Origin of the sequence: Enterobacter sp. BIDMC 26 (genome assembly GCF_000534435.1) — a bacterium.
GTDB lineage: Bacteria > Pseudomonadota > Gammaproteobacteria > Enterobacterales > Enterobacteriaceae > Enterobacter > Enterobacter ludwigii.
In genome coordinates, this window is sequence record NZ_KI973182.1 from 4,947,736 (window position 1) to 4,970,081 (window position 22,346).

Sequence of the window (22,346 nt, forward strand, 5' to 3'; positions counted from 1 at the left end):
CACGTCACCCTTTATCGTTTGGATTGAGGGCTGCTGTCAACCGTTGTTGCACTTCAAGTTGCAGGTCATTATTAAGGGCACGCCGGTCGGCGGTGGCGATTATAAATAAATCTTCTACTCGTTCGCCAATGGTTGTAATTCTGGCCCCGTGAAGCGAAATTCCCAGATCGGCAAAAACCTGGCCGACGCGGGCGAGCAGCCCAGGCTGGTCGAGCGCGATCAGCTCCAGGAACGATTTACGATCGGTGTGGGTCGGCAGGAAATTGACCTCGGTATCGACGGTAAAGTGGCGTAATTTCGACGGCTGACGACGCGGCTGCGGTGGCTGCCAGCTGCGCTGGGTGATCGCCTGTTCCAGGCCAAAACGTATCCCTTCATGGCGGTCCGACGACAGCGGGCTTCCGTCTGGCTCCAGTACAATAAAGGTGTCCATCGCCATGCCGTCCCGGGTGGTGAAAATCTGCGCGTCGTGAACGCTCAGATTACGCCTGTCCAGTTCGGCACAAACCGCAGCAAACAGATAAGGCCGATCCGGGCTCCAGATAAAGATCTCGGTACCGCCGCGCGTGGCCTGCGGACTGAGGAGGATCATCGGCTGCGATAAATCATGCTGAAGCAGATGTCGCGCATGCCAGGCAAGCTGGTTTGGGCTGTGGCGGACAAAATAGTTGGCACGACAGCGCGCCCAAATCTGATGCAGCGCCTCTTCATCAATGTTATCCATCCGCAACAGCGCCAGCGCCTGCAGCTGATGATGGCGTACACGCTCGCGCATGTCTGGGGTGTTTTGCATCCCGCGGCGCAGCTGTTTTTCGGTGGCAAAGTACAACTCGCGCAACAGGCTTTGCTTCCAGCTGTTCCACAGCGTTTCGTTGGTGGCACAAATATCGGCTACCGTAAGGCAGACCAGATAGCGCAGGCGGTTTTCCGTCTGAACCTCTTCTGCAAACTGCTTGATGACCTCCGGATCCTGAATGTCACGACGCTGCGCGGTGACGGACATCAGCAGGTGATGGCGTACCAGCCAGGCAACCAGCTGCGTCTCGCGAGAGTTCAGTCCATGCAGTTCGGCAAATTTCAGCACGTCCTGTGCGCCGAGCACCGAGTGGTCACCGCCGCGACCTTTGGCGATGTCGTGGAACAGGGCGGCAATCAGGATCAGTTCCGGGTGGGTAAGACGTGGCCACAGTTCGACGCACAGTGGGTGACGTGAGCGTGTCTCTTCTCTGGCAAAGCTCTCCAGCTTGAGCATGACGCGGATCGTGTGTTCATCCACCGTATAGGCGTGGAACAGATCGAACTGCATCTGCCCGACGATATGTGACCACTGTGGCATATAGGCCCACAGCACGCTGTGGCGATGCATCGGCAGAAGCCCACGGCTGACGGCCCCCGGATGGCGCAACATACTGAGAAAAAGGGATCGGGCTTCCGGGATATAGCACAGTGGCTGCGTCAGATGACGGCGCGCATGGCGCAGATGACGCAGCGTTGTGGAGTAGATCCCGGTGATCGTGCTGTTGCGAACCATGGTGTAGAACATCCGCAGGATCGCTTCCGGCTCACGGATAAACAGCGTTTCGTCGCGCAGATCGATAAGCGTGCCGCGCAGCTGGAATTCATCATCGATCGGCCGCGGTTTTTCGTCCGCCGTCAGGGCCAGGATCGCTTCGTCGAACAGCTGCAGCAGCATCTGGTTCAATTCAGTGACGCGACGGGTAACGCGGAAGAAATCCTTCATCATGTGCTCAACCGGCTCGTTACCTTCACCGCGGTAGTTGAGGCGCTGCGCCACGCTGAGCTGACGGTCAAACAGCAGACGGTTATCGTAGCGGCTAAGCTCGAGATGCAGGGCAAAACGGATCCGCCAGAGCAGGTGCAGACACTCATTCAGCTCGTTTCGCTCAGCCTCGGTTAAAAAGCCGAAGCCAACCATCTCGTCCATTGAGGTGGCGCCAAAGTGGCGGCGGGCCACCCACTGCAGCGTGTGAATGTCGCGCAGTCCGCCCGGACTGCTTTTAATATCCGGCTCCAGGTTATAGCTGGTGCCGTGGTAGCGCTGGTGACGCTGATTCTGCTCCTCGACCTTCGCGGCGAAGAATTTTTCTGAAGGCCAGAAGCCGTCGCTGAAAATGTGTTTTTGCAGTTCCAGGAACAACGCGACGTCGCCAATCAACAGGCGGGTTTCAATCAGGTTGGTGGCGACGGTCAGGTCAGATAATCCTTCAAGCAGGCACTCTTCCAGCGTGCGCACGCTGTGGCCCACTTCAAGCTTCACATCCCACAGCAGCGTCAGCAGTTCGCCAATTTTCTGCGCCTGTTCATCCGGCAGCTTTTTGCGGCTTAAAATCAGTAAGTCGATATCGGAAAGCGGATGAAGCTCACCGCGGCCATAGCCCCCGACGGCGACCAGTGCCACGTCACTGATCTGCCCAAACCCGTAATCAATCCACAGACGCTGCAGGAGCTGGTCGATAAACTCGGTGCGTGCTTCAATAAGCTGCTCCGCGGAGATGCCGGCATCAAATGCGCTTCCGAGCCAGCGCTGGAAGACATCCATATGCGCCTTGATACCGGCGCAGGTCAGATCCTGCTGGGGCCAGACGCCCGGGTTATCGGGCTGGTCGGGTAGGGTGGGAAGTGCTGTGTTAGCATACTGTTCGGGTAAAAGATTACTCATCGTGCGCCACCCATAAGAAAAAGCTATAGCCATTAAAAAAGCCGGCATCTGCCGGCTTTTTTATCATTCATCGTGCGTGAGTATCGCCGGGATGGTGTCATCCTTGCGCAACGTCATAATTTCGCAGCCGTTGTCTGTTACCACAATAGTATGCTCGTACTGCGCAGACAAGCTTCTGTCTTTGGTTTTCACCGTCCAGCCATCTTTCATGGTGCGGATGCGGTAATCACCGGCGTTGACCATCGGCTCGATGGTGAAGGTCATGCCTTTTTGCAGTACCACGCCGCCGTCATCCGCATCATAGTGCAGAACCTGTGGCTCTTCGTGGAAGACACGGCCAATGCCGTGGCCGCAGTATTCACGCACAACGGAGAAACCTTCCGCTTCAACGAATTTCTGGATAGCGGCCCCGATGGTGCGCAGGCGAATGCCGGGTTTAACCATTTTCAGCGCCAGGTAGAGGCTTTCTTGCGTCACTTTGCACAGACGCTCGCCCAGAATCGTCGGCTTGCCCACGATGAACATCTTAGAGGTGTCACCGTGGTAGTCATCTTTAATGACCGTCACGTCGATGTTGACGATGTCGCCATCTTTAAGCAGTTTTTCGTTGTCCGGAATACCGTGACAAACCACTTCGTTAATCGAAATGCAGACGGATTTCGGGAAACCATGATAGCCAAGGCAGGCGGAGACCGCGTGCTGCTCATTGACGATATAGTCGTTACAAATGCGGTCCAGTTCACCCGTGCTCACGCCCGGCTTCACGTACGGCTCGATCATTTCCAGCACGTCTGCGGCCAGACGACCGGCGACGCGCATCTTTTCAATTTCTTCAGGTGTCTTAATAGAGATAGCCATGTAATCTGTCCATCAGTGTCGATTTTTTCGACAATACTAGTCTAAGTGTCGTTAATGGTATCAGTCAGGCGCACCCCGTGCCAAATTGAGAATCATTAACAGCACACTCGGCCAACAACTGTTGGTTTCTGGTCGTGTTTTGTGGTATAAAGCGCGCCGGACTTCCGATCCATTTCAGATACACAGGCTGGACGGAAGCGACAAATCTCACTTTGTGTAACAACACACACGTATCGGCACATATTCCGGGGTGCCCTTCGGGGTCGGTAATATGGGATACGTGGAGGCATAACCCCAACTTTTAATATAGAGGTTTTAAACATGGCAACTGTTTCCATGCGCGACATGCTCAAGGCTGGTGTTCACTTCGGTCACCAGACCCGTTACTGGAACCCGAAAATGAAGCCTTTCATCTTCGGCGCACGTAACAAAGTTCACATCATCAACCTTGAGAAAACTGTACCAATGTTCAACGAAGCCCTGGCTGAGCTGAACAAGATCTCTTCCCGTAAAGGTAAGATTCTGTTCGTTGGTACTAAGCGCGCTGCAAGCGAAGCTGTGAAAGATGCTGCTAACAGCTGCGATCAGTTCTTCGTGAACCATCGCTGGTTGGGCGGCATGCTGACTAACTGGAAAACCGTTCGTCAGTCCATCAAGCGCCTGAAAGATCTGGAAACCCAGTCTCAGGACGGTACTTTCGACAAGCTGACTAAGAAAGAAGCGCTGATGCGCACTCGTGAACTGGACAAGCTGGAAAACAGCCTGGGCGGTATCAAAGATATGGGCGGCCTGCCAGACGCGCTGTTCGTAATCGATGCAGACCACGAGCACATCGCAATCAAAGAAGCTAACAACCTGGGTATCCCGGTATTCGCTATCGTTGATACCAACTCCGATCCGGACGGTGTTGACTTCGTTATCCCGGGTAACGACGACGCAATCCGTGCTGTTAGCCTGTACCTGAGCGCTGTAGCTGCTACCGTTCGTGAAGGCCGTTCCCAGGATCTGGCTTCTCAGGCGGAAGAAAGCTTCGTAGAAGCTGAATAATAAGGTTTCACCCCTTATTAGTACCGTGTATGAATAGGGGCCAATTATCGGCCCCTTTTTTCAATTTACACTGTTTGGCCTCAGGCCGGGCAGTTCACATCTCCCGAGGATTTAAGAATGGCTGAAATTACCGCATCCCTGGTAAAAGAGCTGCGCGAGCGTACTGGCGCAGGCATGATGGATTGCAAAAAAGCGCTGACTGAAGCGAACGGCGACATCGAGCTGGCAATCGAAAACATGCGTAAATCCGGTGCGATCAAAGCAGCTAAAAAAGCAGGCAACGTTGCTGCTGACGGCGTGATCATCACTAAGATCGACGGCAACTACGGCATCATCCTGGAAGTTAACTGCCAGACTGACTTCGTTGCTAAAGATGGTGGTTTCCAGGCATTTGCTAACAAAGTTCTGGACGCAGCTGTTGCGGGCAAAATCACTGACGTTGAAGTTCTGAAAGCACAGTTCGAAGAAGAACGTGTTGCTCTGGTTGCTAAAATCGGTGAGAACATCAACATCCGTCGTGTTGCTTCTCTGGAAGGCGACGTTCTGGGTTCATACCAGCACGGTGCACGTATCGGTGTTCTGGTTGCGGCTAAAGGCGCTGATGAAGAGCTGGTTAAACAGCTGGCTATGCACATCGCTGCAAGCAAACCAGAATTCGTTAAGCCAGAAGACGTGTCTGCTGAAGTGGTAGAGAAAGAGTACCAGGTTCAGCTGGACATCGCGATGCAGTCTGGTAAGCCAAAAGAAATCGCAGAGAAAATGGTTGAAGGCCGCATGAAGAAATTCACCGGCGAAGTTTCTCTGACTGGCCAGCCATTCGTTATGGATCCAAGCAAGTCTGTTGCTCAGCTGCTGAAAGAGCACAACGCTGACGTGACTGGCTTCATCCGCTTCGAAGTGGGCGAAGGCATCGAGAAAGTTGAGACTGACTTCGCAGCAGAAGTTGCTGCAATGTCCAAGCAGTCTTAATGATTGAAAAGGAGCCGCCTGAGGGCGGCTTCTTTTTGTCACCCGTCACACGAAATCAGACAGGCTCCAGTATCCCTGTGCTGATATGCGACATATCATGTCGCCAGAATTAACCCCCATCTTAATCGTTGACAGTCTCAGGAAAGAAACATGGCTACCAATGCAAAACCCGTGTACAAACGCATTCTGCTTAAGCTGAGTGGCGAAGCGCTGCAGGGATCGGAAGGCTTCGGTATTGACGCAAGCATCCTTGACCGCATGGCACAGGAAATCAAAGAACTGGTCGAACTGGGTATTCAGGTTGGCGTGGTCATTGGCGGTGGCAACCTTTTCCGTGGCGCTGGTCTGGCGAAAGCGGGGATGAACCGCGTTGTGGGCGACCACATGGGTATGCTGGCAACCGTGATGAATGGCCTGGCAATGCGTGATGCGCTTCATCGCGCCTATGTGAACGCCCGCCTGATGTCCGCAATCCCATTGAATGGCGTCTGCGATAACTACAGCTGGGCAGAGGCGATTAGCCTGCTGCGCAACAACCGCGTGGTGATCCTCTCCGCCGGTACGGGTAACCCGTTCTTTACTACCGATTCCGCTGCCTGCCTGCGCGGTATCGAGATCGAAGCCGATGTGGTTCTGAAAGCGACCAAAGTGGATGGCGTGTTTACTGCCGACCCGGCAAAAGATCCGTCTGCCACCATGTACGATCAGCTGAGCTACAGCGAAGTGCTGGAAAAAGAGCTGAAAGTGATGGATCTTGCCGCCTTTACGCTTGCTCGTGACCACAAACTGCCGATCCGTGTCTTCAACATGAACAAACCTGGCGCACTGCGTCGCGTGGTCATGGGTGAAAAAGAAGGCACTTTGATCACGGAATAATTTCCGTCGGCGATAAATACAGGTAAGATTCCGCTTTATTTTGTAGTGGTATCTTACCTGGGCGCGCCTTTGGCGTTGTCAGAATTAAACGCGACTATACTTAGCACACCTGTAGCGCTGTGCTGGCGGATAGTCTGCCTGAGACAAGTTTTCAAGGATTCGTAACGTGATTAACGAAATCAGAAAAGATGCTGAAGTACGCATGGAAAAATGCGTAGAAGCGTTCAAAACCCAAATCAGCAAAATCCGTACTGGCCGTGCTTCCCCAAGCCTGCTGGATGGCATCATCGTAGAATACTACGGCACGCCAACGCCACTGCGTCAACTGGCGAGTGTTACCGTTGAAGATACCCGTACGCTGAAAATCAACGTCTTCGATCGTTCTATGAGCCCAGCGGTTGAGAAAGCGATCATGGCGTCTGACCTGGGTCTGAACCCAAGCTCTGCGGGCGCTGACATTCGCGTTCCACTGCCTCCACTGACGGAAGAACGTCGTAAAGACCTGATCAAAGTCGTTCGTGGTGAAGCTGAGCAGGGTCGCGTATCCGTGCGTAACGTACGTCGTGATGCGAACGATAAACTCAAAGCGCTGCTGAAAGAAAAAGAGATCAGTGAAGATGACGATCGTCGTTCTCAGGACGACATTCAGAAGATGACGGATGCTGCGATCAAGAAAATTGATGCGGCGCTGGCAGATAAAGAAGCGGAACTGATGCAGTTCTGATTTCTGTCGTACACTGATAAACGCCGTTCAGAAGGACTTCGGGTCTTGCTGGCGGCGTTTTGCTTTTATCTGGTCTAACTTTTTTCGGGCATCTCATGAAGCATTTAACACTCCTTGGCTCAACCGGCTCTATCGGTTGCAGCACTCTCGACGTTGTTCGCCATAATCCTGAACATTACACCGTGACCGCGCTGGTGGCCGGTAAGAATGTGCAGCGTATGATCGAACAGTGCCTGGAGTTTACGCCTCGCTATGCGGTTATGGATGACGAAGAGAGCGCCCGCCTGCTCACCGCGCAGTTGCGTGAGAAAGGCTGTCGTACCGAGGTCCTGAGTGGCCAGCAGGCGGCCTGCGACATGGCTGCGCTGGATGAGGTTGATCAGGTCATGGCGGCAATCGTCGGGGCTGCAGGGCTGCTACCGACGCTTGCCGCTATTGATGGCGGTAAAGAGGTTCTGCTGGCTAACAAAGAGTCGCTGGTGACCTGCGGACGTCTCTTTATGGAGGCGGTGAAGCAGCGCGGGGCGCGTCTTTTACCGGTCGACAGCGAGCACAACGCGATTTTTCAGAGTTTACCGCAACCTTTTCAACAGAACCTGGGGTACGCTGACCTGGAGCAGAATGGCGTTGTATCGATTTTGCTTACCGGGTCAGGTGGCCCGTTCCGTGAAACGCCACTGTCTGAACTGAGCGCAATGACGCCTGAGCAGGCGTGCCGTCATCCGAACTGGTCAATGGGGCGTAAAATCTCCGTTGACTCCGCCACCATGATGAACAAAGGTCTGGAATACATTGAAGCGCGCTGGCTGTTCAATGCGTCGGCGAAACAGATGGAAGTGCTGATCCACCCGCAATCGGTGATTCACTCGATGGTGCGCTATCAGGATGGCAGCGTCCTTGCGCAACTGGGCGAACCGGACATGCGCACGCCTATCGCGCATGCCATGGCGTGGCCGAATCGGGTGAAGTCCGGGGCGAAACCGCTCGATTTTTGCAAGCTGAGTTCACTGACCTTTAGCGAACCGGACTACGATCGTTATCCGTGTCTGAAGCTTGCGATGAAAGCCTTTGACCAGGGGCAGGCGGCGACGACGGCACTTAATGCAGCTAATGAAATTACCGTTGAGGCATTTCTGAATCAGCAGATCCGCTTTACCGATATTGCGACGTTGAATTTATCGGTACTGGAAATGATGGATTTGCGCGAACCACAAAGCGTGGAAGAGGTGCTGGCGGTGGATGCACAGGCTCGCGTTATTGCACGTAAGCAGGTGACACGCCTCGCAAGCTGGTGATAAAGCAAGCACTAGTGGTTGTGCTATTTGTTAGCGTTGGGCTTCAGTGATATAGTCTGCGCCACCTGATCGCAGGTATTTGACTTTACGTGGTCAGGTAAGCCGTGGTTTGACACGGCTTTTTTACGTATAGGCTTCAGTATTCCTGAGTACCGTTAAATCCTTTTCAGGGACCAAAAACGCGTTATGTTGTCTGCGAATCAACCAATAAGCGAAAACTTGCCAGCTCATGGCTGCCGTCATGTAGCAATCATTATGGATGGCAACGGCCGCTGGGCGAAAAGACAAGGGAAGATACGAGCCTTTGGGCATAAAGCTGGGGCGAAATCTGTTCGCCGCGCCGTTTCTTTTGCCGCCAATAACGGCATTGATGCGTTAACGCTCTATGCTTTTAGCAGTGAAAACTGGAATCGACCGCCGCAGGAAGTGACCGCGTTGATGGAATTGTTTGTGTGGGCGCTCGATAGCGAAGTAAAAAGCCTGCACCGCCACAACGTCCGTCTGCGTATTATCGGTGAAACCAGTCGTTTTAACTCACGTTTGCAGGAACGGATTCGTAAAGCAGAAGCGCTGACTGAAAATAATACCGGTCTGACGCTCAATATCGCGGCGAATTACGGTGGACGCTGGGATATTATCCAGGGCGTTCGGCATCTGGCCGAACAGGTTCAGGAAGGGCTGTTGAGACCCGACCAAATTGATGAAGAGGCGCTGAGTAAGCAAATCTGCATGAATGAACTGGCACCTGTGGATTTGGTAATTAGGACAGGGGGAGAACATCGCATCAGTAACTTTTTGCTGTGGCAAATTGCCTACGCCGAACTTTACTTTACTGATGTTCTTTGGCCCGATTTTGATGAACAAGACTTTGAAGGTGCGCTGCATGCCTTTGCCAATCGAGAGCGTCGTTTCGGCGGCACCGAGCCAGGTGGCGACAAAGCCTGATGGGGGTAGCTTTTGCTGAAGTATCGCCTGATTTCCGCTTTTGTATTAATACCCATTGTCATTGCGGCGCTGTTTTTACTGCCCCCGGTGGGATTCGCTATTTTGACGCTGGTGGTCTGCATGCTCGCCGCGTGGGAATGGGGTCAGTTTAGCGGCTTTACCTCACGCACTCAGCGGGTATGGCTGGCGGTACTCTGTGGCTTTATCCTGGCCCTGATGCTGTTTACCTTGCCTGAATATCACCATGATATTCATCAACCGCTGGTAGCCGGTTCCCTTTGGGTATCGCTGGGCTGGTGGGTTGCCGCGCTGCTGCTGGTGCTTTTTTACCCAGGTTCCGCGGCATTCTGGCGTAATTCAAAAGTGTTGCGTCTTATTTTTGGCCTGCTCACAATTGTTCCTTTTTTCTGGGGTATGGTCGCACTGCGCGCCTGGCACTATGACGAAAACCACTACAGCGGCGCGATCTGGCTGCTTTATGTGATGATTCTCGTCTGGGGGGCTGACTCTGGGGCCTATATGTTTGGTAAACTGTTTGGCAAACATAAACTGGCGCCAAAAGTGTCTCCGGGCAAAACCTGGCAAGGATTCATCGGCGGCCTGTTTACGGCAGCAATCATTTCCTGGGGCTATGGCGTCTGGGCGAATCTGGAAGTGGCACCGTCAATACTGCTGGTGTGCTCTATTTTTGCTGCGCTGGCCTCGGTACTCGGTGATTTAACCGAAAGTATGTTTAAGCGTGAAGCAGGGATTAAAGACAGCGGACACCTGATTCCAGGACATGGCGGTATACTGGATCGCATTGATAGCCTGACAGCGGCTGTTCCAGTGTTTGCGTGCTTGCTTTTACTGGTATTCGGGACGATTTAACGGAAGGTTTTATGCTGAGCATTCTCTGGAATCTGGCGGCGTTCATTGTTGCACTGGGTGTACTGATTACCGTGCATGAATTTGGCCATTTCTGGGTTGCTCGCCGTTGCGGTGTGCGGGTAGAGCGGTTTTCCATCGGTTTTGGTAAATCACTCTGGACGCGCACTGACCGCCACGGCACAGAATTTGTCATCGCTCTTATCCCGCTTGGCGGCTACGTTAAGATGCTCGACGAACGCGTTGAGCCTGTTGCCCCTGAGCTACGACACAGCGCATTCAACAACAAAACCGTTGGACAACGCGCCGCCATCATCGCTGCCGGGCCGGTAGCCAACTTCATCTTTGCTGTTTTCGCCTACTGGCTGGTGTTTATCATCGGCGTGCCTGGCGTGCGTCCGGTTGTGGGTGAAATTGCGCCTGATTCCATCGCGGCGAGTGCGCAAATTACGCCGGGGATGGAACTTAAAGCGATTGATGGCATCGAAACCCCTGATTGGGATGCCGTGCGTCTGCAGCTGGTAGCCAAAATTGGCGATCGGCAGACAACATTCAGCGTGTCGCCGTTTGGTTCTGACCAGCGGCAGGACAAAGTGCTCGATTTACGTCACTGGCGTTTCGAGCCAGACAAAGAAGATCCCGTCTCTGCGCTGGGCATTCGTCCACGCGGTGCGCAGATTGAGCCGGTATTAGCCGAAGTACAGGCAAACTCGGCTGCCAGCAAAGCAGGTTTGCAAGCGGGCGACAGGATCGTTAAAGTCGATGGTCAACCATTAACAGAGTGGATGACCTTTGTTACTCTGGTGCGCGATAATCCGGGCACGTCGCTCGCGCTGAAAGTTGAAAGGCAGGGCAGTCCGCTTTCGCTGACGCTGACTCCGGATACGAAGTCGGTCGGCAAAAAGGCAGAAGGGTTTGCAGGCGTTGTGCCAAAAGTCATCCCGCTGCCAGATGAGTACAAGACAATACGCCAGTATGGGCCGTTCAGCGCCATCCTTGAAGCCACGGATAAAACATGGCAACTGATGAAGCTGACGGTAAACATGTTGGGGAAATTGATAACCGGTGATGTGAAACTGAACAACCTCAGTGGGCCAATTTCAATAGCTCAGGGGGCTGGGATGTCAGCGGAGTTCGGGGTGATTTACTATCTCATGTTTCTTGCGCTCATTAGCGTGAACCTTGGGATAATCAACCTGTTCCCGCTTCCCGTTTTAGACGGGGGTCATCTGCTGTTTTTGGCGATTGAAAAGCTAAAAGGCGGGCCGGTATCCGAGCGAGTTCAAGACTTTAGTTATCGCATTGGCTCGATTTTGCTGGTGCTGTTAATGGGGCTTGCACTTTTCAATGATTTCTCTCGGTTGTAAGAGAGTTAGTTAGGAAGAACGCATAATAACGATGGCGATGAAAAAGTTGCTCATAGCGTCGCTGCTGTTTAGCAGCGCCACCGTATACGGTGCTGACGGGTTCGTAGTGAAAGACATTCATTTCGAAGGCCTTCAGCGTGTCGCCGTTGGTGCGGCCCTCCTCAGTATGCCTGTGCGCCCCGGCGATACGGTTAATGATGATGACATCAGTAACACCATCCGTGCTCTGTTTGCCACTGGCAACTTCGAGGATGTCCGCGTCCTGCGCGATGGTGATACGCTTCTGGTTCAGGTAAAAGAACGTCCGACGATCGCCAGTATCACCTTCTCCGGTAACAAGTCGGTGAAAGATGACATGCTCAAGCAGAACCTTGAAGCATCTGGCGTACGTGTGGGGGAATCCCTGGACCGCACAACCCTTTCAGACATAGAAAAAGGTCTGGAAGATTTCTATTACAGCGTGGGTAAATACAGTGCCAGCGTGAAAGCGGTTGTGACGCCGTTGCCACGTAACCGTGTTGACCTGAAACTGGTCTTCCAGGAAGGTGTTTCTGCGAAGATCCAACAGATCAACATCGTGGGTAACCACGCGTTCAGCACCGATGAACTGATCTCTACGTTCCAGCTGCGCGACGAAGTGCCATGGTGGAACGTGGTGGGCGATCGTAAATACCAGAAGCAGAAACTGGCGGGCGACCTTGAAACCCTGCGCAGCTACTATCTGGATCGCGGTTATGCCCGTTTCAACATCGACTCGACTCAGGTCAGTCTGACGCCAGACAAGAAAGGCATCTACATTACGATTAACATCACAGAAGGCGATCAGTACAAGCTTTCTGGTGTTGACGTGAGTGGTAACCTGGCAGGCCATTCTGCTGAGATCGAATCGCTGACCAAAATTCAGCCGGGCGAGCTGTATAGCGGGTCTAAAGTGACCAAAATGGAAGACAGCATTAAGAAGCTGCTCGGCCGCTATGGTTATGCTTATCCGCGTGTACAAACTCAGCCTGAAATCAACGACGCGGATAAAACTGTGAAGCTTCACGTTAACGTTGATGCGGGTAACCGTTTCTACGTGCGTAAGATCCGCTTCGAAGGTAACGACACCTCTAAAGATTCTGTCCTGCGTCGCGAGATGCGTCAGATGGAAGGCGCATGGTTAGGTAGCGACCTTGTTGACCAGGGTAAAGAGCGTCTGAACCGTCTGGGCTATTTCGAAACGGTTGATACCGATACCCAGCGTGTTCCGGGCAGCCCGGATCAGGTTGATGTCGTTTATAAAGTCAAAGAGCGTAACACCGGTAGCTTTAACTTCGGTGTGGGCTACGGTACTGAAAGTGGCGTCAGCTTCCAGGTCGGCGTACAGCAGGATAACTGGCTGGGTACGGGTTACTCCGTAGGTATCAACGGTACCAAAAACGACTACCAGACCTACTCTGAGTTCTCTGTTACCAACCCATACTTCACCGTAGATGGTGTGAGCCTGGGCGGTCGTATCTTCTATAACGACTTTAAAGCAGATGACGCGGATCTGTCTTCTTACACCAACAAGAGCTACGGTGTAGATGGCACGCTCGGCTTCCCGGTTAACGAATACAACTCGCTGCGCGCTGGTTTAGGTTATGTGCATAACGACCTGTCCAACATGCAACCGCAGGTGGCGATGTGGCGTTATCTGGACTCTATTGGCCAGTCAACCAGTAAAAATGGGGACAACAACGGCTTTGCTGCTGATGACTTCACCTTCAACTATGGCTGGACCTATAACCGTCTCGACCGCGGTTACTTCCCGACGGAAGGTTCTCGTGTCAACCTGAACGGTAAAGTGACCGTTCCGGGTTCTGATAACGAGTTCTACAAGGTAACGCTGGACACCGCGTCCTACTTCCCAATTGATGACGACCACAAGTGGGTCGTCCTGGGTCGTACCCGTTGGGGCTATGGCGATGGTTTAGGTGGCAAAGAACTGCCATTCTATGAGAACTTCTACGCCGGTGGTTCCAGCACCGTCCGTGGCTTCCAGTCCAACAACATTGGTCCGAAAGCGGTCTATTACGGCGGTAACGACACCGATAACTGTAATAAATCGTCGTCTTCTGAAGTCTGTAGCTCTGATGATGCGGTGGGCGGTAACGCCATGGCCGTTGCCAGCCTGGAGTTCATCACACCAACGCCGTTCATCAGTGATAAATACGCAAACTCAGTCCGTACATCCATCTTCTGGGATGCCGGTACTGTATGGGATACCAACTGGGAGAATACTGCCCAGATGCGTGCGGCAGGCGTACCAGACTACAGCGATCCGAGCAATATTCGCATGTCTGCAGGTATCGCATTACAATGGATGTCACCGCTGGGGCCGTTGGTCTTCTCTTACGCCCAGCCGTTTAAGAAATACGATGGAGACAAAGCGGAGCAATTCCAGTTTAACATTGGTAAAACCTGGTAATAATCCGCTGCAATGGAATGCGTTGGCAGTGTAGCGCTGACAACTGGCGATCGGTAACACGATCGCCTTGCCACGCAAAGAACGGTACCTTCTGGTGCCAATGGGATGGTAAGGAGTTAATTGTGAAAAAGTGGTTATTAGCTGCAGGTCTCGGTTTAGCGATGGCAACCTCTGCTCAGGCAGCAGACAAAATTGCAATCGTCAACATGGGTAATTTGTTCCAGCAGGTTGCACAGAAAACTGGTGTTTCTGCGACGCTGGAAAACGAATTCAAAGGCCGTGCAAGCGAACTGCAGGGTATGGAAAACGATCTTCAGTCCAAAATGCAGCGTCTGCAGCGTGATGGTTCTACCATGAAAGCGAGCGACCGTAGCAAGCTGGAAAAAGACGTAATGGCTCAGCGTCAGACATTCTCCCAGAAAGCGCAGGCTTTCGAGCAGGATCGTCAGCGTCGTTCTAACGAAGAGCGTGGCAAGCTGGTGACTCGCATTCAGACTGCTGTTAAAGCAGTTGCTGCCGATCAGAGCATCGATCTGGTTGTTGATGCGAATGCCGTTGCTTTCAACAGCAGCGATGTTAAAGACATCACCGCTGATGTTCTGAAACAGGTTAAATAAGTAATGCCTTCAATTCGACTGGCTGATTTAGCTCAGCAGTTGGATGCAGAATTACACGGTGATGGCGATCTCGTCATCACCGCTGTTGCGTCCATGCAATCTGCTAAAGCCGGCACTATTACCTTCATGGTAAGCCCTAAGTACCGTGAGCAACTGGCTCAATGCCAGGCGTCAGCTGTTGTTCTGACGCAGGACGATCTTCCGTTTGCCACTGGAAGCGCGTTGGTAGTGAAAAATCCCTACCTGACGTATGCACGCATGGCACAAATTCTTGATTCCACGCCGCAGCCGGCGCAGGACATTGCTGCCAGTGCAGCGATTGATCCGACGGCTCAGCTTGGTCACAACGTGGCAGTTGGCGCAAATGCCGTTATCGAATCTGGCGTGGTGCTGGGCGATAACGTTGTCATTGGCCCAGGCTGCTTCGTTGGGAAAAATACGAAAATCGGCGCCGGGACCCGTTTATGGGCCAACGTGTCTGTTTACCATGAAGTAGAAATTGGCGAAAATTGCCTCATTCAGTCCAGCACAGTGATTGGTTCTGATGGCTTTGGCTACGCTAACGATCGTGGTAATTGGGTTAAGATCCCACAGCTTGGTCGCGTGATTATCGGCGATCGTGTTGAGATCGGTGCTTGTACCACCATTGACCGTGGTGCACTTGACGATACGATTATTGGCAATGGTGTTATCATCGATAACCAGTGCCAGATTGCGCATAACGTTGTGATTGGCGACAATACCGCGGTTGCGGGTGGCGTTATCATGGCGGGCAGCCTGAAAATTGGCCGTTACTGCATGATCGGCGGTGCGAGCGTGATTAATGGCCATATGGAAATATGCGACAAGGTGACCGTGACAGGAATGGGCATGGTAATGCGTCCTATCACCGAACCTGGCGTCTATTCCTCTGGCATCCCGCTGCAACCCAACAAGGTATGGCGTAAAACAGCTGCTCTGGTGATGAATATTGATGATATGAGCAAGCGACTCAAGTCTCTTGAGCGCAAAATCGATCAACAAGACTAAGCGTTCATCCGTTTAATGCTATATTCCCCGGCCTGTCGGCTTTCTTATAAACCGGCAGGCCGTGTTATTATTTTTATCAGTACATTTTGACAGGAAGAGTATTTTGACTACTGACACTCATACTCTGCATATTGAAGAGATTTTAGAACTTCTGCCGCACCGCTACCCGTTTTTGCTGGTAGACCGTGTGCTGGATTTTGAAGAAGGTCGTTTTCTGCGCGCAGTGAAAAATGTTTCCGTGAACGAGCCGTTCTTCCAGGGACACTTCCCGGGTAAACCTATCTTCCCGGGTGTGTTGATTCTGGAAGCGATGGCACAGGCTACCGGTATTCTTGCGTTTAAAAGCGTGGGCAAACTGGAGCCGGGTGAGCTGTACTACTTCGCGGGTATCGATGAAGCGCGCTTCAAGCGTCCTGTCGTGCCTGGTGATCAGATGATCATGGAAGTCACTTTTGAAAAAACGCGTCGCGGCCTGACTCGCTTCAAAGGCGTAGCTCTGGTTGATGGCAAAGTTGTTTGCGAAGCGACTATGATGTGTGCTCGTAGCCGGGAGTCTTGATACGTGATTGATAAATCCGCCTTTATTCATCCTACCGCCATTGTGGAAGTCGGTGCCATCATTGGTGCTAACGTCCATATTGGCCCATTTTGTATTGTTGGACCCCATGTCGAAATTGGTGAGGGTACAGTACTGAAATCTCACGTTGTCGTGAATGGTCATACGACTATTGGCTGCAATAACGAGATCTATCAGTTCGCTTCCATCGGCGAAGTAAACCAGGATCTTAAATATGCTGGTGAGTCGACCCGTCTGGAAATCGGCGATCGTAACCGCATTCGCGAAAGCGTCACCATTCATCGTGGAACAGTACAGGGTGGTGGATTGACGAAGGTGGGCAGCGACAACCTGTTTATGGTTAATGCGCATATCGCGCACGACTGTACGGTAGGTAACCGCTGTATTCTTGCCAACAACGCAACGCTGGCAGGACACGTATCGGTAGATGATTTCGCAATTATTGGCGGCATGACCGCAGTCCATCAGTTCTGCATCATTGGTGCACACGTGATGGTCGGCGGATGCTCCGGTGTGGCGCAGGATGTCCCACCGTTCGTCATTGCGCAGGGTAACCATGCCACGCCGTTTGGCGTGAACATCGAAGGCCTCAAGCGTCGTGGCTTTAGCCGCGAAGCGATTACTGCAATCCGCAACGCGTACAAACTGTTGTACCGTAGCGGTAAAACGCTGGAAGAGGCGAAGCCGGAAATTGTCGAGCTGGCGGAAAAGCACCCTGAAGTGAACGAGTTCATGACGTTCTTTGACCGTTCCACAAGGGGTCTGATTCGTTAATGGTCGACAGTCGTCCGCTTACGATAGCCCTGGTCGCCGGAGAAACCTCCGGCGATATTCTTGGTGCAGGTCTTATCCGTGCGCTCAAGGCCCGGGTACCCAATGCGCGCTTTGTAGGCGTTGCTGGCCCGCTGATGCAGGCCGAAGGCTGTGAAGCCTGGTATGAAATGGAAGAGCTGGCTGTGATGGGCATCGTTGAGGTGCTGGGTCGCCTGCGTCGTCTGCTGCACATTCGAGCCGATCTCACCCGTCGCTTTACCGAACTCAAACCCGATGTGTTTGTCGGTATCGATGCACCGGATTTCAACATTACCCTCGAAGGGAATCTGAAGCAGAAGGGCATCAAAACCATTCATTATGTCAGTCCGTCTGTCTGGGCGTGGCGACAGAAACGCGTTTTCAAAATCGGACGGTCAACCAACCTGGTGCTGGCTTTTCTGCCTTTCGAAAAAGCGTTTTACGACAAATTTAATGTCCCGTGCCGTTTTATCGGTCATACCATGGCGGATGCAATGCCGCTGGATCCGGATAAAAACGCGGCGCGCGATGTGCTGGGTATTTCTCATGATGCGCACTGTCTGGCACTGCTGCCTGGTAGCCGTGGTGCAGAAGTCGAGATGCTCAGCGCGGACTTCCTGAAAACGGCGCAAATCCTTCGCAAGACCTATCCTGACCTCGAAGTGGTTGTGCCGCTGGTGAATGCAAAACGTCGCGAGCAGTTTGAGCGCATCAAGGCGGAGGTTGCTCCGGATCTCCATGTTCATCTGCTGGACGGGAAGGGCCGTGAGGCGATGGTCGCAAGCGACGCCGCACTGCTGGCCTCGGGCACCGCTGCGCTGGAGTGTATGCTGGCGAAATGCCCGATGGTGGTAGGCTATCGCATGAAGCCGTTCACCTTCTGGCTGGCGAAACGTCTGGTGAAAACGGACTATGTCTCTCTGCCAAACCTGCTTGCCGGGCGCGAGCTGGTGAAAGAGCTTCTGCAGGATGAGTGCGAGCCGCAGGCGTTGGCCGATGCGTTGTTACCGCTACTGGCCGACGGCAAAACCAGCCACCAGATGCATGATACGTTCCGCGAACTGCATCAGCAGATCCGCTGTAATGCCGATGAACAAGCGGCTGAAGCGGTGCTGGAGTTAGCAAAATGATGGAATTTATTTATCCTCACACCCACCTCGTGGCGGGTGTGGACGAAGTCGGTCGTGGCCCGTTAGTGGGTGCAGTGGTGACCGCTGCGGTGATCCTCGATCCTGCTCGCCCGATTATCGGGTTAAACGACTCTAAAAAATTGTCTGAAAAGCGCCGTCTGGCGCTGTTTAGTGAGATTCAGGAAAAGGCGCTGGCCTGGAGCCTGGGGCGTGCAGAGCCGCATGAGATCGACGAACTCAATATTTTGCATGCCACTATGCTGGCGATGCAGCGTGCAGTGGCGGGTCTGAAAATTGCCCCGGAGTATGTCCTGATTGACGGAAACCGCTGCCCTGCGTTGCCGATGCCGTCAATGGCGGTGGTGAAAGGCGATAGCCGGGTCGCAGAAATCAGTGCGGCTTCTATCATTGCCAAAGTGACGCGTGATGCCGAAATGGCCGCGCTGGACCTCACTTACCCTCAGTATGGCTTCGCCCAGCATAAGGGTTATCCAACGGCCTTTCATCTGGAAAGGCTGGCTGAACATGGCGCAACTGAACATCACCGACGCAGCTTTGGCCCGGTGAAACGCGCGCTGGGACTGGTGTCCTGAATCAATACGCAAGCAATTAAGTAACGCGGAATCTGAAGATGGCTGAACCACGTTTCGTACACCTGCGGGTGCATAGCGACTACTCCATGATCGATGGGCTGGCGAAGACCGGGCCGCTGGTAAAAAAGGCGGCCTCGCTTGGCATGCCTGCGCTGGCGATCACCGATTTTACCAACCTGTGTGGCCTGGTGAAGTTCTACGGAGCGGCACATGGCGCGGGGATGAAACCCATCGTTGGCGCGGATTTTCACGTCCAAAGCGATCTTATCGGCGATGAATTGACGCAAATCTCCGTGTTAGCGATGAATAACGTAGGGTATCAAAACCTGACTCTGCTTATCTCCAAAGCCTATCAGCGCGGCTATGGCGCACTGGGGCCGTGGATTGACCGGGACTGGCTGGCTGAGCTGAACGACGGGCTGCTGCTGATCTCCGGCGGCCGTATGGGTGATGTCGGCAAATGTCTGCTGCGTGGCAACAGTGCGCTGGTGGATCAGTGCGTGTCGTTCTATGAAGAACATTTCCCGGATCGTTACTACCTTGAGCTGATCCGCACCGGTCGGCAGGACGAAGAGAGTTACCTGCACGCCGCGGTTGCGCTGGCTGAAGAACGCGGCCTGCCCGTGGTGGCAACCAATGACGTGCGTTTCCTTGAGCCTGGCGATTTTGACGCGCATGAGATTCGCGTCGCGATTCATGATGGCTTCACGCTTGACGATCCGAAACGTCCGCGCAACTACTCGACGCAGCAGTACATGCGCAATGAAGAGGAGATGTGCGAACTCTTCTCCGATATCCCGGAAGCGCTGGAGAACAGCGTAGAGATAGCCAAACGCTGTAACGTCACCGTGCGCCTTGGCGAATACTTCCTGCCGCAGTTCCCGACCGGGGACATGACCACGGAAGACTTCCTGGTCATGAAGTCAAAAGAAGGCCTCGAAGAGCGTCTGGAATTCCTCTTCCCGGATGAAGAAGAGCGTAAAAAGCGTCGTCCAGAATATGACGAGCGCCTGGATATTGAACTCCAGGTGATCAACCAGATGGGTTTTCCGGGCTACTTCCTGATCGTTATGGAGTTTATCCAGTGGTCGAAGGATAACGGCGTACCGGTTGGACCGGGGCGTGGCTCCGGTGCGGGCTCGCTGGTGGCCTATGCACTCAAAATTACCGACCTCGACCCGCTGGAATTTGACCTGCTGTTCGAACGTTTCCTTAACCCGGAACGTGTCTCGATGCCCGACTTTGACGTCGACTTCTGCATGGAGAAACGCGACCAGGTTATTGAACACGTGGCGGACATGTACGGCCGCGACGCGGTATCGCAGATTATTACCTTCGGTACGATGGCAGCGAAAGCGGTTATTCGCGACGTTGGCCGTGTACTGGGGCATCCGTACGGTTTTGTCGATCGTATCTCTAAACTGGTTCCACCTGACCCAGGTATGACGCTGGCAAAAGCGTTTGAAGCTGAACCACAGCTGCCAGAAATCTACGAAGCCGATGAAGAAGTTAAAGCGCTGATCGACATGGCCCGTAAGCTGGAAGGCGTCACGCGTAACGCCGGTAAGCATGCGGGTGGGGTAGTTATCGCGCCGACCAAAATCACCGATTTTGCGCCGCTATACTGCGATGAAACGGGCCAGCATCCGGTCACCCAGTTTGACAAGAACGACGTCGAATACGCCGGGCTGGTGAAGTTTGACTTCCTCGGTCTGCGTACGCTCACCATCATCAACTGGGCGCTGGAGATGATCAACGCCCGTCGCGAGAAGAATGGCGAGCCGCCGCTGGATATCGCGGCCATCCCGCTTGATGATAAGAAAAGTTTCGACATGCTGCAGCGCTCGGAGACCACCGCCGTCTTCCAGCTTGAATCCCGCGGCATGAAAGATTTGATTAAGCGCCTGCAGCCTGACTGCTTCGAAGATATGATCGCACTGGTGGCCCTGTTCCGTCCGGGCCCGCTACAGTCAGGGATGGTAGATAACTTTATCGACCGTAAGCACGGGCGTGAAGAGATTTCCTATCCGGATGTGCAGTGGCAGCACGAGTGCCTGAAGCCCGTTCTGGAGCCAACCTACGGCATTATCCTGTACCAGGAACAGGTTATGCAGATTGCCCAGGTGCTCTCTGGCTACACCCTTGGCGGCGCGGACATGCTGCGTCGTGCGATGGGTAAGAAAAAGCCGGAAGAGATGGCCAAGCAGCGCGGCACTTTCGAAGAAGGCGCAAGAAAAAACGGTATTGATGGCGAGCTGGCGATCAAAATCTTTGACCTGGTAGAGAAATTCGCCGGGTACGGATTTAACAAATCCCACTCTGCTGCCTATGCTTTGGTCTCTTACCAGACGCTGTGGCTGAAAGCGCACTATCCTGCTGAATTTATGGCGGCGGTTATGACTGCCGATATGGACAACACCGAGAAGGTGGTTGGTCTGGTCGATGAGTGCTGGCGCATGGGGCTTAAGATCCTGCCGCCGGATATCAACTCCGGTCTCTATCATTTCCACGTCAACGAGCACGGGGAAATTGTTTACGGGATTGGCGCGATAAAAGGCGTGGGTGAAGGCCCGATTGAGGCAATCCTCGAAGCGCGTAACAACGGCGGTTATTTCCGCGAGTTGTTCGATCTTTGCGCCCGTACGGACACCAAAAAACTGAACCGACGCGTGCTCGAAAAACTGATCATGTCCGGCGCGTTCGACAGGCTGGGGCCGCATCGCGCCGCGCTGATGAACTCTCTCGGCGATGCGCTGAAAGCGGCTGATCAGCACGCCAAAGCGGAAGCGATCGGTCAGGCGGATATGTTTGGCGTACTGGCGGAAGAGCCAGAGCAGATAGAGCAGTCTTATGCCAGCTGCCAGCCGTGGCCAGAACAGGTGGTGCTGGATGGAGAGCGTGAAACGTTAGGCTTATACCTGACGGGGCACCCCATCACCCAGTACATCAAAGAAATTGAGCGCTATGTCGGAGGCTACAGGCTGAAAGACATGCATCCGACAGAACGTGGTAAAATCACCACGGCTGCGGGGCTCGTGATTGCTGCAAGGGTTATGGTCACCAAGCGCGGCAATCGTATCGGCATCTGTACGTTGGATGACCGTTCCGGGCGTCTGGAGGTGATGTTGTTCACCGACGCGCTGGATAAATACCAGCATTTGCTGGAAAAAGACCGCATACTTATCGTCAGCGGACAGGTCAGCTTTGATGACTTCAGTGGGGGGCTTAAAATGACCGCCCGCGAAGTGATGGACATTGACGAAGCCCGGGAAAAATATGCTCGCGGGCTTGCTATCTCGCTGACGGACAGGCAAATTGATGACCAGCTTTTAAACCGACTCCGTCAGTCTCTGGAACCCCACCGCTCGGGGACAATTCCAGTACATCTCTACTATCAGAGGGCGGATGCACGTGCGCGGTTGCGCTTTGGTGCAACGTGGCGTGTCTCTCCGAGCGATCGTTTACTTAACGATCTCCGTGGCCTCATTGGTTCGGAGCAGGTGGAACTGGAGTTTGACTAATACAGGAATA

At 53.4% G+C, this 22,346-nt stretch carries 18 protein-coding genes; 16 read left to right on the forward strand and 2 right to left on the reverse strand.

Going from position 1 to position 22,346, the window contains the following annotated elements; genetic code table 11:
• Positions 1–4 precede the first annotated feature (4 nt).
• Positions 5–2,680: a bifunctional uridylyltransferase/uridylyl-removing protein GlnD gene (gene glnD, locus L462_RS00460; protein ID WP_020882615.1), complete on the reverse strand. Its 2,676-nt coding sequence runs from the start codon at positions 2,678–2,680 to the stop codon at positions 5–7.
• Between the two features lie 63 nt (positions 2,681–2,743).
• Positions 2,744–3,538, reverse strand: coding sequence for a type I methionyl aminopeptidase (gene map / locus L462_RS00455; protein WP_014168699.1), 795 nt, complete (start codon positions 3,536–3,538; stop codon positions 2,744–2,746).
• Positions 3,539–3,859: 321 nt separating this feature from the next.
• Between map and rpsB the strand changes: the two genes are divergently transcribed.
• The 16 genes from rpsB to dnaE all read left to right on the forward strand — a co-directional run bounded on the left by rpsB (position 3,860) and on the right by dnaE (position 22,336).
• Positions 3,860–4,585, forward strand: coding sequence for a 30S ribosomal protein S2 (gene rpsB / locus L462_RS00450; protein WP_003856207.1), 726 nt, complete (start codon positions 3,860–3,862; stop codon positions 4,583–4,585).
• A gap of 117 nt (positions 4,586–4,702) precedes the next feature.
• Positions 4,703–5,554, forward strand: coding sequence for a translation elongation factor Ts (gene tsf / locus L462_RS00445; RefSeq protein WP_008501911.1), 852 nt, complete (start codon positions 4,703–4,705; stop codon positions 5,552–5,554).
• Positions 5,555–5,704: 150 nt separating this feature from the next.
• A complete protein-coding gene (gene pyrH / locus L462_RS00440; protein ID WP_003856194.1) occupies positions 5,705–6,430 on the forward strand; it encodes a UMP kinase in 726 nt (241 codons plus the stop codon).
• Positions 6,431–6,596: 166 nt separating this feature from the next.
• Complete coding sequence (frr, locus tag L462_RS00435) at positions 6,597–7,154, forward strand: ribosome recycling factor (protein WP_014168702.1); 558 nt, start codon at positions 6,597–6,599, stop codon at positions 7,152–7,154.
• Positions 7,155–7,249: 95 nt separating this feature from the next.
• Positions 7,250–8,449 (forward strand): 1-deoxy-D-xylulose-5-phosphate reductoisomerase, encoded by a 1,200-nt coding sequence (gene ispC / locus L462_RS00430; protein WP_032679639.1) that lies wholly within the window; start codon positions 7,250–7,252, stop codon positions 8,447–8,449.
• 186 nt (positions 8,450–8,635) lie between these two features.
• Entirely contained in the window at positions 8,636–9,394 is a 759-nt protein-coding gene (gene ispU, locus L462_RS00425; protein WP_014168704.1) for a (2E,6E)-farnesyl-diphosphate-specific ditrans,polycis-undecaprenyl-diphosphate synthase, read from the forward strand.
• 12 nt (positions 9,395–9,406) lie between these two features.
• Positions 9,407–10,264, forward strand: coding sequence for a phosphatidate cytidylyltransferase (gene cdsA, locus L462_RS00420; RefSeq protein ID WP_032679640.1), 858 nt, complete (start codon positions 9,407–9,409; stop codon positions 10,262–10,264).
• Positions 10,265–10,275: 11 nt separating this feature from the next.
• Positions 10,276–11,628: a sigma E protease regulator RseP gene (gene rseP, locus L462_RS00415; RefSeq protein WP_032679641.1), complete on the forward strand. Its 1,353-nt coding sequence runs from the start codon at positions 10,276–10,278 to the stop codon at positions 11,626–11,628.
• Positions 11,629–11,659: 31 nt separating this feature from the next.
• Entirely contained in the window at positions 11,660–14,077 is a 2,418-nt protein-coding gene (gene bamA, locus L462_RS00410) for an outer membrane protein assembly factor BamA (RefSeq protein WP_014168707.1), read from the forward strand.
• Between the two features lie 122 nt (positions 14,078–14,199).
• On the forward strand, positions 14,200–14,694 hold the full coding sequence (skp, locus tag L462_RS00405; protein WP_020882619.1) for a molecular chaperone Skp: 495 nt from the start codon (positions 14,200–14,202) through the stop codon (positions 14,692–14,694).
• Between the two features lie 3 nt (positions 14,695–14,697).
• Entirely contained in the window at positions 14,698–15,723 is a 1,026-nt protein-coding gene (gene lpxD, locus L462_RS00400; protein ID WP_014168709.1) for a UDP-3-O-(3-hydroxymyristoyl)glucosamine N-acyltransferase, read from the forward strand.
• Between the two features lie 103 nt (positions 15,724–15,826).
• Entirely contained in the window at positions 15,827–16,282 is a 456-nt protein-coding gene (gene fabZ, locus L462_RS00395) for a 3-hydroxyacyl-ACP dehydratase FabZ (protein WP_010426706.1), read from the forward strand.
• A 3-nt stretch (positions 16,283–16,285) separates the two neighbouring features.
• Entirely contained in the window at positions 16,286–17,074 is a 789-nt protein-coding gene (gene lpxA, locus L462_RS00390; protein ID WP_032679642.1) for an acyl-ACP--UDP-N-acetylglucosamine O-acyltransferase, read from the forward strand.
• Positions 17,074–18,222, forward strand: coding sequence for a lipid-A-disaccharide synthase (lpxB, locus tag L462_RS00385; protein WP_014168713.1), 1,149 nt, complete (start codon positions 17,074–17,076; stop codon positions 18,220–18,222). The genes lpxA and lpxB overlap by 1 nt, the downstream gene beginning before the upstream one ends.
• A complete protein-coding gene (rnhB, locus tag L462_RS00380; protein ID WP_032679643.1) occupies positions 18,219–18,815 on the forward strand; it encodes a ribonuclease HII in 597 nt (198 codons plus the stop codon). Before lpxB ends, rnhB begins: the two co-directional genes overlap by 4 nt.
• A gap of 38 nt (positions 18,816–18,853) precedes the next feature.
• Entirely contained in the window at positions 18,854–22,336 is a 3,483-nt protein-coding gene (gene dnaE / locus L462_RS00375; protein WP_032679644.1) for a DNA polymerase III subunit alpha, read from the forward strand.
• Positions 22,337–22,346: the final 10 nt, after the last annotated feature.